The organism is Rhizobium leguminosarum (genome assembly GCF_002953715.1).
Lineage (GTDB): Bacteria > Pseudomonadota > Alphaproteobacteria > Rhizobiales > Rhizobiaceae > Rhizobium > Rhizobium leguminosarum_V.
Window position 1 is genome coordinate 4,076,918 of the sequence record NZ_CP025012.1, and the last position, 12,132, is coordinate 4,089,049.

A 12,132-nucleotide genomic window follows, 5' to 3' on the forward strand; every position below is an offset into this window, starting at 1 on the left:
AGGACGGTGAGCACCATGTCGTCCGACGACCGCTCACACCTCTCGGCATCATGCTCTAAGCGACAAGCGCTCGGGCGACTGCCTTGCGGATATCGGGAAGCGCGAATGGCTTGGCGACGACATCGATGATCTTTTCGGCAAGATCGTCAGCCCGTTCGCGTTGTTCGGCATAGCCGGTCATCAGCAGGATTTTCAAACCAGGAAAGGCGTCTTTTGCCTGATGGGCGAGTTCAATCCCGTCCATCACGGGCATGCGGATATCTGAAAGCAGCAGATCGTAGACCCCGTCTTTGAGCTTCTCCAAGCCCTCGGCCCCATCGGCCGCCTCATCGGTCTCGTGGCCATCAAGCCGCAGGGCCCGGGCCACGAAGGACCGCAGGGAGTCCTCGTCTTCCGTAATCAGAATTCTTGCCATATGTGCATCGCTCCGTATCAGCCCCGCGACGGAAATCACCAGACTTTCCTTTTCGATCGGTAAAGATGAGGAAGCGATGGACGAGATGGTTAACAACCCGTCTCGAACGGCAGTACAGCGCCCGCGCGTCTTCAGACGCGCAAAGGACGCTGTGACACTTTGAACCGCTAGACAATCTAATCCTTAAATCGAATTGAATTTAAGGACTTATGCAGTCGCTCAGGCGTCCCCGGTCACCACGCCAACGAAGGGCAGTTCGCGAAAGGCGTAGGCGACATCCATGCCGTAGCCGACGACAAAATAGTCGGGGCATTCGAAGCCGACATAATCAGCCTCCAGCTTTTCCTTGCGCTTGACGCGCTTGTCGAGCAGCACGGCGATCGTGACGTTGCGCGCACCGCGCTCGAAGAGCAGTTCCTTGGCAAACAGCAGCGTCCGGCCGGATTCGAGAATATCGTCGATCAGCAGGACGTCGCGGCCATGCACGTCGCTGTCGATATCCTTGACGATGCGCACGCCCTGAGAAACCGTGCCGATGCCGTAGCTCGACAGCGTGATGAACTCGACCTCCGGGGCAAGCCCGCTATCATGCAGGGCGCGGATCAGGTCGGCGGCGAAGATGAAGGAGCCCTTGAGCACGGCGATGACGAGCAGGTCCTTGGTCGGGCCATTGGCGATCTCCCGCGCCATCGAATGATTGCGCTCGGCGATCTGCTCGGCGGTGAAGAGCGGCTCGATGTTTTTTCCGCGCACGACAGGCATAAGGACTTGCTCCATGAAAAGAAGGGTAAGCCGTTAGCACATATGCGAGCCTGAAACAGCCTCGCCGATCATGAAATTAACGGGATTGGGCGACCTGTGCGCGAAAGTCGGCCATTCCATGTCCCGTTACATCTATGGCAGGAAGGAAAGCCGGACCTCCGGCATTTTTCCGCCGGCATGCTGGACGCGAGCCGAGAAGCCCCGGCTCTGGCCGCTATAGATCACATCCGCCGGCGGGTTGATGACGATGCTTGCGGTCAGCCGCTCGTCGGTCACCAGATCGGCACGGATCGGATGCACCGTCTGCGTCGTGCCGCTCTCGTTTTCGATGATGCCGTTGATAACGAGCACGCGCATGCCGTTCGCATCACGCGGCGTCACCGTTACATGGGTGAAATGCAGCGGCGCTCCGGAAGTGGCTCGCTCGCCGGAAAGGCCGGAAAAACCACCCGCGAGCCCGAAGACGAGAACGACGAGCGCCAGCACCAGCGCTGCGAAGCTCCGCATCGACGCGCGCTGCAGCCAGGATTCCACCGTCCGCAGAACGGAAGCAGCCATCGCCGGCATGAGCGGCGGCTGTGCGGCCTGTGCGGCAGCCATGCGCTTGCGGTTGTCGTTATAAGTCCTTGCACTGAATTCCCTGGGCCGCACTTTGCCGAGGGTAACGAATTCGGCGTCGGAGATATCGGCAGGACGCGCCGAGCGGTACTGGCGGTTGGCGGGTTCCGGCGGCAGGAAATCATAGGCCTGGCCCGGCGTCCGGCGACTGAAGGAGGATGCTTCCATGGTGGCTGCCTCGCAGATGTCCACATGGTTTCGTTGCCAGGAAAAATCTGGCATTGAAACGAATCCTGCTCAGTCGTAAATTTTAATGGTTAATGCTTCGCAAAGATCGCCATCAGACGGGCGTCTTTCCAGCAAAATTTACCGGCTGTTAACGGTGTTGGTTAACAAGTCGTGCGGTGAAACCCACAACAGACTGAGCTGCCCGTTGATCCACTTCGAGAATGTCGGTTTGCGCTATGGCATGGGCCCGGAAATCCTCCGGGACCTGACCTTCGACATTCCGAAGAAATCCTTTCAGTTCCTGACCGGCCCATCGGGCGCCGGCAAGACGTCGCTGCTGCGGATGCTTTTCATGTCGCTGCAGCCGACACGCGGCCTGATCCGCATGTTCGGGCGCGACATTTCCGAAATCCCCCGCCCCGAACTGCCGCTTCTGCGCCGCCGCGTCGGCATTGTCTTCCAGGATTTCCGCCTCCTCGACCATCTCACGACCTACGAGAATGTCGCTTTGCCCTTACGGGTACGTGGCAAGGATGAGAGCTCCTACAAGACCGACGTCCTGGAGCTCTTGAAATGGGTCGGCCTTGGCGAACGCATCAATGTGCTGCCGCCCGTGCTCTCCGGCGGCGAGAAGCAGCGCGCCGCAATCGCCCGGGCGCTGATGGACCGGCCGGAAGTGCTGCTGGCCGACGAACCCACAGGCAATGTCGATCCGCCGATGGCCAAGCGCCTGCTCAATCTTTTCCTCGAGCTGAACCGCCTCGGCACGGCTGTCGTGATCGCCACCCATGACCTGGCGCTGATGGAACAGGTGGAAGCCCGCCGCATGATCCTCTCAGAGGGGCATCTCGATATCTATGACTGAGCCCCCGTCCAGAACCCCCGAGAAGGCGTCTGCCAAGATCCAGCAGAAGCGGCCGGAATTGCGCGTGCGTCCGACCGCGCCGATCCTGCCGCCTTCCAACATCCAGGGCAGTGCGTTGATGGTGGTGATATCCATCATGGCCTTTCTCGCCTGCCTGACGCTCGGCGGCGTCAGCATGGTGCGCTCGACGGCGGCAAGCTGGGAGAGCCAGATCTCCCGCGAGATCACCATTCAGATCAAGCCGGACGACAATCTCGACATGGAGAAGGCACTGACCCAGGCGCGCGACCTGGCGCTGACCTTCGTCGGCACCAAGAGCGGCCAGATCGTCGACGAGGCGGCGACCGCTCGCCTGCTCGAACCCTGGCTCGGCCCCGGTCTCGATCTCAAGGATCTGCCCGTTCCCCGCCTGGTCATCATCACCATCGACGAGAGCAATCCGCCGGATTTCGATTCGATGCGGGCCCTGCTCAAGGACAGTATCCCGCAGGCCACCCTCGACGATCACCGCACCTGGGTCGACCGGCTGGTGTCCATGGCGCACACGACTGTGATGATCGGCACCGGCATCCTGCTGCTGGTTTTCACGGCGATGGTGCTCACCGTCGTCTTCGCTACGCGCGGCGCGCTGTCGGGCAATCGTCACGTCGTCGAAGTGCTGCATTTCGTCGGCGCCGAAAGCTCCTTCGTCGCCACCGAATTCCAGAAGCATTTCCTGAAGATCAGCCTCAAGGGCTCGGCGATCGGCAGCGCGCTTGCCGCTCTCTTCTTCGCCACCGCCGGTTTCTGGCAGAGCCGCACCCTCGCCACCCCGGAAACGGACCAGGCCACCGCGCTCTTCGGCACCTTCTCCGTCGGCGTGCTCGGTTATGCCGGCATCTTCGCGACGATGATCGTCATCGCGCTCCTCACCACCTTCACCGCGCGGCTGACCGTCATGCGGACGATCTACGAAATCGATACGCTACGCTCGGACCCGACACGCACCGATGGCATCGGAACTTGATCGTGACCGTGCCGTTTTGCCATGAAAGCGTCTGTTCTGCGCCGCAATCAGCGTATAATCACGATTCATGACCATGGGAGATACGACACCCAACCCGATTCATCAGGACCCGGAGCTTGATCGCCCGGTAGGTCTGCCGCGGCGTGGGCCGATCCGCCGCCTGCTGCGCTGGGGCGGCTTTGGCTGCTTGCTGGTAATCGCCCTGGTGTTCGGCGGTTTTCTGCGTTTTGCCGATTCGGTGACGACACTGAGGCCGCCGGCCGAGCCGAAAGCGGATGCGATCGTGGTACTGACGGGCGGCTACCAGCGCATCGACCAGGCCGTGGAGCTGTTGCAGAAGGGTGCCGGCAGGCGCTTGCTCATCTCCGGCGTCCACCCGACGACGACGCCGGCACAGATCCGCAAGATGACGCAGGGTTCGGCCGATCTCTTCTCGTGCTGTGTCGATATCGGCTACGATGCGATCGACACGATCGGCAATGCTGAGGAAGCTTCGAACTGGATCCACGCCAAGGGATACCGGAGCGTTCTGATCGTCACCAACAATTACCACATGCCGCGAAGCCTCGCCGAACTCTCCTATGTCGATCCCGACATCGAGTTCATCGCTTATCCCGTGGTCAATTCGGATTTGAAGAGCAGCAACTGGTTCACCGACCCAAATGCGATGCGCGTCATGCTTGCCGAATATGCGAAAGTGCTGCTGGCCGGCGCCCGCAACATCACCGGCTTCGGCCGCCACACCGGGCTGCGCTCGGCAAATGCGTCCGGCCAGCAATAGAGCCGCGCGTCGGATAGGACGCTCCATCGCCTTGAACGTTGCGCATAATCCGTTTCGAAAATCGATTCCGATTTTCGGGGTCATGCGCTATCTCTCACGTCTGCGCAATTCCGGACGCAAAACCGCTGCGCAGTTTTGCTGGAATTGCTCTAGGCTTTTACATCAGGGCGTCATCAAATGCTTTTTATGACCGGCAATATCGTGTAGGCCGGTCGCGTGAGCATGCCTCGGGAAAGTTTCATGATCGCTCTGCGTTCCGTTCTCTTCAACACGATCTTCTATGCCAACCTCATCATCCGGATGATCGTGCTCTCACCCTACTATTTCGCGGTGCCGCGCAAGATCGCCTATGCGATCCCGAAGAACTGGGCGCGCTCCAACCACTGGCTGATGCGGGTGATCGTCGGCACCACCTTCGAGATCGAGGGACTGGAGAACCTGCCTGACGGCAGTTACATCCTGGCGCCGAAGCATCAGTCCTTCTGGGATACCTACGCACTGCTGCCCTGGCTGAAGGATCCGGTCTACATCCTGAAGCGCGAGCTGATGTGGATTCCGCTCTTCGGCTGGTATGCGAAGAAACAGCGTATGATCCCGGTCGATCGCGGCGCCCGCGGCAAGGTGATGGTGGAAGTGCTGAAACGCACGAAGGAAGAACTGTCGACCGGCCGCCAGCTCATCATCTATCCCGAGGGCACCCGCCGCCCGCCAGGCGCAGAGCCGCTCTATAAATACGGCATCGCCCGCATGTACCGCGACCTTAACCTCCCCGTCGTGCCGGTCGCCATGCATCCCGGTCTGTTCTGGCCGCGGCGGAGCATTCGTCGTTATCCCGGTCATTTCAAGGTGAGAATCCTGCCGCCGATCATGCCGGGAATGGATCCGGACGCCTTTTTCGCCCATCTGATCGAGGTATCCGAGCGGGCAAGCGACGAGCTTCTGCTCGAAACCGTCGAGCGAAATCCGCATCTGCCACTCCCGCCGACGGCGACAGAAAGGCTGGCGGAGCTGCGCAAACTGAACGCGGCGACGGCCTGAGACTACAGCACTTTGATTCGCTGCATAATTTTATCCTTCAATCGCTTCCGATTTAAGGAACTGTGCAGTAGTCGGCGCGCAGCCTCTCCACTTCGTTGACGACCTGCTCCAGCCAATGGTCGCGAATGCCCATCTGCTTCAGATGCGCAAGCGTATTGAAGACATAGGCATCATTCGGACCTGACTGGCCGTTTGCTTCGTTCACCACCCGTGCCGCCGCAAGCGCATCGAGCGCGCCGGCATATTGCTCATGCTCGCGATCGGTGATGTAGGCGACCGCCTCCACCCGGCGCCGGCCGGCAAGCTGCAGCCGCACCCGGCGCTCGAGGTAGACATTGGTGACCAGCTCGCGTGCGCGGAGATAATCGATCACCTCATCCCATTTTTCCGCAGAAATGCGGAAAGCCATGCCGCGGCAGGCGCCCCCCCTGTCGAGACCGAGAACCAGGCCCGGATTGTCGCGGGTGCCGCGATGGACAAAAGAGCGGACGCAAAGCGAACGCCTGTAGCCGTAGACCAGGGCCTCTGCCCGCTCCATGAACTCGAAGCCCGGATTCCACATCAGCGAACCGTAGCCAAATACCCAAAATTCGTCCATATCGCACGCCAGACCGGAATCACCTTTGTGATTCACCATTGGAGAACATCATGGCAGCGTCAAGCCGATCCGGCAGCAGCCAATCCGGCAGCGGCAAGAAATTCTGGTTGCTGGGCGGAGGCGTCCTCCTGGTAATCGCGCTTTATACCGGCGGCTGGTTCTATGCGGCGTCAGCATTGAAGACCACCGTGCTGAAAGCCATCGCGCCGCGCGATCAGGCAGGCGTCAGCGGCGAATGCTCCGATATCGAATTCCGCGGCTATCCCTTCCGTATCGGCCTGTTCTGCTCCAAGATCGACGTCGACGACAATGTCAACGGCGTCTCCGCCACCTTCGGCGCGCTGCGCTCGGCAGCACAGGTCTATGCGCCCGGCAATATCGTCTGGGAACTCGATTCGCCGGCCGAAATCCGCACCAGCAACGGGCTTTCGATCTCGGCCCAATGGACGAACCTGCAGGCGAGTCTTGCAACCAGGCTGCAGGGCGTCGACCGCAGCTCGACCGTCATCGAGGGTCTGAAGGCGATGGCCGTCTCCTCCTACACCGGCCAGACCATCAGCTTCGATGCCGCCCGCACCGAAATCCATCTGCGCCAGAACGGCGCCGATCTCGATGGCGCGATCTCCGTGCAGGATGCGAATACAGCCATCAAGGACTGGCCGCAGATCTTTCCGAAAATGTCTGCCAGCATCGATCTGACCGTCGCCGGCAAGGCCGGCCTGATCGACGGCAGCGACCGGAGCGGCCTCAATGGCACCACCGGTGAACTGCGCCGCATCGTCGCCGACATCGGCGATGGCAAGGTGATGACGCTGACCGGCCCCTTCTCCTTCGACGAACAGGGGCTGCTCTCGGGAAAATTCAAACTGGAGATCGAACAGCTCGGCCCCTGGGGCGACAGCCTGAAACAGGCCTTTCCGGATATCACCTCGACCGTCAACACGGCAACGAAGCTCTTGAAAGCGCTCGCCGGCGGCGGCGACAAGGTCTCTGTCGATCTCGTCGTCGATCGTGGCAATGCCACCGTCAGCGGTTTCATCCCGCTCGGCCGGATTCCGCCGATCTGATGCATCTCGCCCAAAAGTGTCCAGCGGTTTTGGGATAACGGGATGCATAGGAAATAGGAAAAGCCTGAAGCGCGTCGCATGATTCCGGTTCGACGCGATGCGCTTCAGGCTATTTGCTTGATGAAGAAGACTTCCGGCACCGATTGCAGGCCGGGCAACTCGATCGCGCCAGTTTCGGAAAATCCGTTGCGGCGATGCCAGTCCTGAGGTCGGCTTTCGTCGCATTCGCTCGAGGTCATCAGCATGCGGGCGCCGTCGCCGCGCATGGCTTCTTCCCAGGCGAGAAACAGCGCCGTTCCAACGCCCGACCGGCGATGCTCGTGCAGGACGCGGATCATTTCCATATAGGGAACCCTGCCCCAGAAACGGGAGAAGCGTAGGAAGCCGACGATCTCGCCGGCCTCTCTGGCAACCAGATATTCGCCGAGCGCGACGCAGCGCGATACCCATGCCTCACCGGCGCCGGCATCCTCGCGAACCAACCAGTCAATATCCGCCCGGCCGGCACGTGCCACCTCCACCATCGCGGCGGCTACTTCTTGTCCAGCGCATGACGGCCGAAATCGGGCGCGTCGACATCCTGGCCGGCCTGGACGATTGAACGGCGGATGGCGCGCGTGCGGGTGAAGAGTTCGAAAATCTTGTCGCCCTCGCCCCAGCGGATGGCGCGCTGCAGATAGGCGAGGTCCTCCGAGAAGCGCGCCAGCATTTCGAGGATCGCATCGCGGTTGTGCAGACAGACGTCGCGCCACATGGTCGGGTCGGAGGCGGCGAGGCGGGTGAAATCACGAAAGCCAGAGGCGGAATATTTGATGACCTCAGACTCCGTCACCGTCTCCAGATCGTCGGCTGTGCCGACGATATTGTAAGCGATGATATGCGGCAGGTGCGAGACGATGGCGAGCACCTTGTCGTGATGCTCGGCATCCATTTCGTCGACCTTCGAGCCGAGCGATTCCCAGAAGCTGCGCAGCCGCTTCAACGCTGCCTCGTCTGTGCCGGCGACCGGCGTGAAAATGCACCAGCGGCCTTCGAACAGGCCGGGAAAGCCGGCATCCGGGCCGGATTTCTCCGTACCTGCCAGCGGATGGCCGGGGATGAAATGCACATTATCAGGCATATGCGGCAGCATCTGCGCAATGACAGAAGCCTTGGTGGAGCCGACATCGGTGACGATGGCCCCGGGCTTCAGGCTTGCCGAGATCTCCTTCGCCACACTTTCCGAAGCGCCGACCGGCACCGAGACGATCACCAGATCGGCATCCTTGACGGCATCCTGCGACGACGTCGTGTAGCGGTCGCCGAGGCCGAGTTCTTCTGCACGCTTCAGCGTATCGGGGCTGCGTGTGGCGACGACGATCTCCCTTGCAAGACCAAGCCGTTTGATGTCGTAGGCAAGCGAAGAGCCGATCAGGCCGATGCCGATCAGCGCAATCCGGTCGAACTGCACGCTCATGCCTGATGTCCCATGAATTCGGTGAGCGCGGCAATCACGCCGCGATTTGCCTCCTCGGGACCGATGCTCATGCGCAGCGCATTGGCGAATCCATAGCCGCGCACAGCGCGCAGGATGTAGCCGCGGCTCGTCAGCAAATCGTCGGCATCCGCAGCGCGCTTGCCGTCGATCTCGGGGAAATGGATGAGGACGAAATTGGCGACGGACGGCGTCACCTTCAGCCCGATCGCTTCAAGCGCCTGGGTGAGCGTCTCCACCCACATCTGGTTGAAGGAGACAGTCTGCTGGATGAAGGCCTGGTCGCGGATGGCAGCGGCAGCGGCGGCGATTGCCGGCGCGTTCAAGTTGAACGGCGCGCGCACGCGGTTCAGTGCGTCGACGATCTCGGCGGGCGCATACATCCAGCCGACGCGCAACGCCGCAAGACCATAGGCCTTCGAGAAGGTGCGGGTCATCACCACGTTGGCATTGGAGGATACGACCTCGATGCCGGCTTCATAATCGTTGCGGCGCACATATTCGGCATAGGCGGCATCGAGCACGAGGACGACATGTTTCGGCAGTCCGGCCTGCAGGCGACGGATCTCGCTGACGGAAACATAGGTGCCTGTGGGGTTGCCGGGATTGGCGATGAAGACGATTTTCGTCTTCTCCGTCACCGCGGCAAGGATGGCATCGACATCGACGGTGTAGTCCTTCTCCTTGACGACGACAGGCGTGGCGCCCGCACCCAGGATCTGGATCTTGTAGACGAGGAAGCCGTGCTCGGTGATGATGCCCTCGTCGCCGGCGCCGAGATAGACATGGCAGAGCAGGCCGAGCAGCTCGTCCGAACCATTGCCGCAAAGGATGTTTGCCGGATTGAGACCATGCACGGCGGCGATTGCCTCGCGCAGTTCGATCGCCTGCCCGTCAGGATAACGCCCCAGATTGTCGGCAACCGTCTTGAAGGCCTCGATTGCCTTCGGGCTGGCGCCGAGCGGCGTTTCGTTGGACGAAAGCTTGTAGACGCGGGCAACACCCGGCGCATGTTCCTTGCCCGGCACATAGGCTGCGATATCGAGAATACCGGGACGCGGAACGGGCTTGCTCATCTCAACGCTCATGGGTTCGACCTTGGAATTGCCGGAAATCCGGGCTGAAAAACACCAAGTGGCATTAAAGCGGAATGCGATTGTTGTCGAGAGGTATGGGCGTGACACAAGCAGTTGGAGACCGCCGGGAGCGACGTCAGCTCCTGCATAATTCCCTAAATCGGAATCGATTTAGGGATAAAATTATGCAGCATTCAAAGTGCTACAGCGTCCTTTGCGCGTCTGAAAAGACGCGCGGCGCTGTCGTGCGTGTTGTCGGCACGCCATGCGGTGCGAGAACCGGCACGAAGACGCGGCGGGAGGCCCGCGCCGCAACCGGCAGCCCCTGATAGAGCCGCTTCTGCGCTTCGACGATGATGACGCCCGAGAAGGCCGGCCACAGCGTTCGGCCGATCCGCTCGAAGGCGCGGCGAAGGCGCAGGATGGTCCTCAACTTCGAGGGCGGGAAGAACAGCGCTTCAGCCGTCGCGCCCGGGGTGAAATTCGTCTCGCGCAGCAGATTGGTCAACTGACCGCGGGAATAGGGCCGGCCCGAACCGAAGGGTGTATGCTCCATGCGTGCCCAGACGCCGCGTCGGTTCGGCACGACGATGACCAGCCGTCCACCCGGCGCCAGCACCCGCCAGAGCTCCTTCAGCGTCTCGCGCGGGCTTTCGGCGAATTCCAGCGAATGCACCATCAGCACCCGATCGATCGACGAATCCGGCAGCGGCAGTTCCTCGTCGAAAATCAGCGCCGTCGTCGAGAGCGAGCCCATCGGCCAGTTCACCGCGCCCTGCCCGGCCGGCATGAAGGCGAAGGTGCGCTCGGTATCGGCCTGGAAACGGTCGAGGAAGGGCACGGCATAACCGAGGCCGACCAGACGCTCCTGCGGCAGCCGCACCCAGAGCGATGACAGCGCCATGGCGATCGACTGCTCGGCAAGACGTCCAAGCTCGGAGTGATAGAACTGGCGTAGGTCGACGATATCGGCGTGCATTGCGACAAATGTTATCAGCGGGCGGTTGGACTTCAAGGCCGGAACCTCTACATTTCCGCGAGACTCCTGGGATAAGGGATTATTGAACGATGAAACCTTTGGAATTAGACGTTTTTCTCTGCCGCACCGACAATTTCGGCGTTCTCGTGCACGATCCGGAGACAGGCTTTACCGCGGCGATCGATGCACCGGAGGAGGCGCCGATCCTGGAAGCGGCGACACGTCGCGGCTGGAAAATCACCCATATCTTCACCACTCATCATCACACCGATCACGTCACCGCCAACCTGGCGCTGAAGGAGCAATTCGGCTGCGAGATCATCGGCCCGATCAACGAGGCCATCGCCATTCCCGGCCTCGATCGGACGATGGCCGATGGCGACAGCTTCCTTTTCGGCGATCACACCGTCAACGTCATCGAGACGCCCGGCCACACCGCCGGCCACATCTGCTATCACTTTGCCGACGACAAGCTGCTGTTTGCCGCCGACACGCTGTTTGCGCTCGGCTGTGGCCGGCTGTTCGAACGTCCGGCTGCCGACATGTGGCATTCTCTGCAGAAGCTCGCCGTTCTGCCCGATGAAACCGCCGTCTATTTCGGCCATGAATACACATTGTCCAATGCCCGCTTCGCGCTGACCGTCGATCCCGACAATGAGCGACTGAAGAGCCGTGCCGCCGAGATCGAAGCCTTGCGCGCCGACGGCAAATTCACCATCCCGACGACATTGGGGCTGGAAAAGGAAACCAACCCGTTCCTGCGCGCAGCCGATCCGGCGATCCGCCGCAATCTGCTGATGGAAGGCAAGACCAACGAGGAAGTCTTTGCCGAGATCCGCAAGCGCAAGGACAATTTCTGATGTCGCCCGAGGACATTATCCGCGAACTCGGCATGCAGCCGCATCCCGAAGGTGGCTGGTACGTGCAGACATTCCGCGATACGGCGGGCGGAGAACGCGGCCACTCGACGGCGATCTATTATCTGCTGACCAGGGGACAGCGTTCGCACTGGCATCGCGTCCACGATGCGGCCGAGGTCTGGCATTATTACGCCGGCGCGCCGCTCTCGCTGCACCGCTCGGAAGACGGAACGGCAAGCGAGACACTGACGCTCGGGCCCAACCTGTCCGCAGGCGAGCGGCCGCAGGCGATCATTCCCGCCAATTGGTGGCAATCAGCCGAAACCCTCGGCGATTTCACCCTGGTCGGCTGCACCGTCTCGCCCGGCTTCGAATTTTCAAGCTTCGAGATGGCGCCGCCCGATTGGAAGCCCGGCCGCTGAAAC

Annotated in this window: 15 protein-coding genes; 7 read left to right on the plus strand and 8 right to left on the minus strand. The window is 61.2% G+C overall.

What is annotated here, in order from left to right:
• Positions 1-55: 55 nt before the first annotated feature.
• The 3 genes from CUJ84_RS20260 to CUJ84_RS20270 form a co-directional block, all read right to left on the minus strand.
• Positions 56-415, minus strand: a complete 360-nt coding sequence (locus CUJ84_RS20260; protein WP_003543311.1) for a response regulator — start codon at positions 413-415, stop codon at positions 56-58.
• A 219-nt stretch (positions 416-634) separates the two neighbouring features.
• Positions 635-1,177 carry a hypoxanthine phosphoribosyltransferase gene (hpt, locus tag CUJ84_RS20265; protein WP_003567049.1) on the minus strand — a complete coding sequence of 181 codons (543 nt, stop codon included), beginning with the start codon at positions 1,175-1,177 and terminating at the stop codon, positions 635-637.
• A gap of 132 nt (positions 1,178-1,309) precedes the next feature.
• Positions 1,310-1,963 (minus strand): hypothetical protein, encoded by a 654-nt coding sequence (locus CUJ84_RS20270; protein WP_105008255.1) that lies wholly within the window; start codon positions 1,961-1,963, stop codon positions 1,310-1,312.
• Between the two features lie 205 nt (positions 1,964-2,168).
• Here CUJ84_RS20270 and ftsE point away from each other — a divergent pair, with 205 nt between their 5' ends.
• The 4 genes from ftsE to CUJ84_RS20290 all read left to right on the plus strand — a co-directional run bounded on the left by ftsE (position 2,169) and on the right by CUJ84_RS20290 (position 5,653).
• Positions 2,169-2,828, plus strand: a complete 660-nt coding sequence (gene ftsE, locus CUJ84_RS20275) for a cell division ATP-binding protein FtsE (protein ID WP_003543317.1) — start codon at positions 2,169-2,171, stop codon at positions 2,826-2,828.
• Entirely contained in the window at positions 2,821-3,834 is a 1,014-nt protein-coding gene (locus tag CUJ84_RS20280; RefSeq protein ID WP_105007516.1) for a cell division protein FtsX, read from the plus strand. The genes ftsE and CUJ84_RS20280 overlap by 8 nt, the downstream gene beginning before the upstream one ends.
• Positions 3,835-3,907: 73 nt before the next feature.
• Positions 3,908-4,615: a YdcF family protein gene (locus tag CUJ84_RS20285; protein ID WP_105007517.1), complete on the plus strand. Its 708-nt coding sequence runs from the start codon at positions 3,908-3,910 to the stop codon at positions 4,613-4,615.
• Positions 4,616-4,855: 240 nt separating this feature from the next.
• Entirely contained in the window at positions 4,856-5,653 is a 798-nt protein-coding gene (locus CUJ84_RS20290) for a lysophospholipid acyltransferase family protein (RefSeq protein WP_105007518.1), read from the plus strand.
• A gap of 52 nt (positions 5,654-5,705) precedes the next feature.
• Here the strand turns inward: CUJ84_RS20290 and CUJ84_RS20295 are convergent, their stop codons facing one another.
• Entirely contained in the window at positions 5,706-6,251 is a 546-nt protein-coding gene (locus CUJ84_RS20295; RefSeq protein WP_105008256.1) for a gamma-glutamylcyclotransferase, read from the minus strand.
• Positions 6,252-6,301: 50 nt separating this feature from the next.
• On the opposite strand from CUJ84_RS20295, the gene CUJ84_RS20300 reads away from it, so the two are divergent.
• A complete protein-coding gene (locus tag CUJ84_RS20300) occupies positions 6,302-7,318 on the plus strand; it encodes a DUF2125 domain-containing protein (RefSeq protein WP_105007519.1) in 1,017 nt (338 codons plus the stop codon).
• Between the two features lie 104 nt (positions 7,319-7,422).
• Here CUJ84_RS20300 and CUJ84_RS20305 read toward each other — a convergent pair whose 3' ends face one another.
• The 4 genes from CUJ84_RS20305 to CUJ84_RS20320 all read right to left on the minus strand — a co-directional run bounded on the left by CUJ84_RS20305 (position 7,423) and on the right by CUJ84_RS20320 (position 10,883).
• Positions 7,423-7,842 carry a GNAT family N-acetyltransferase gene (locus CUJ84_RS20305; RefSeq protein WP_105007520.1) on the minus strand — a complete coding sequence of 140 codons (420 nt, stop codon included), beginning with the start codon at positions 7,840-7,842 and terminating at the stop codon, positions 7,423-7,425.
• Between the two features lie 8 nt (positions 7,843-7,850).
• Positions 7,851-8,774, minus strand: coding sequence for a prephenate/arogenate dehydrogenase family protein (locus CUJ84_RS20310; protein WP_105007521.1), 924 nt, complete (start codon positions 8,772-8,774; stop codon positions 7,851-7,853).
• On the minus strand, positions 8,771-9,868 hold the full coding sequence (gene hisC / locus CUJ84_RS20315) for a histidinol-phosphate transaminase (RefSeq protein WP_199788735.1): 1,098 nt from the start codon (positions 9,866-9,868) through the stop codon (positions 8,771-8,773). Before hisC ends, CUJ84_RS20310 begins: the two co-directional genes overlap by 4 nt.
• A gap of 202 nt (positions 9,869-10,070) precedes the next feature.
• Positions 10,071-10,883: a class I SAM-dependent methyltransferase gene (locus tag CUJ84_RS20320; protein ID WP_018482771.1), complete on the minus strand. Its 813-nt coding sequence runs from the start codon at positions 10,881-10,883 to the stop codon at positions 10,071-10,073.
• A gap of 53 nt (positions 10,884-10,936) precedes the next feature.
• On the opposite strand from CUJ84_RS20320, the gene gloB reads away from it, so the two are divergent.
• Together gloB and CUJ84_RS20330 are read left to right on the plus strand one after the other, a co-directional pair.
• A complete protein-coding gene (gene gloB, locus CUJ84_RS20325; RefSeq protein WP_024323342.1) occupies positions 10,937-11,707 on the plus strand; it encodes a hydroxyacylglutathione hydrolase in 771 nt (256 codons plus the stop codon).
• Positions 11,707-12,129, plus strand: coding sequence for a cupin domain-containing protein (locus tag CUJ84_RS20330; protein WP_105007523.1), 423 nt, complete (start codon positions 11,707-11,709; stop codon positions 12,127-12,129). Before gloB ends, CUJ84_RS20330 begins: the two co-directional genes overlap by 1 nt.
• The last annotated feature ends 3 nt before the right edge of the window (positions 12,130-12,132 follow it).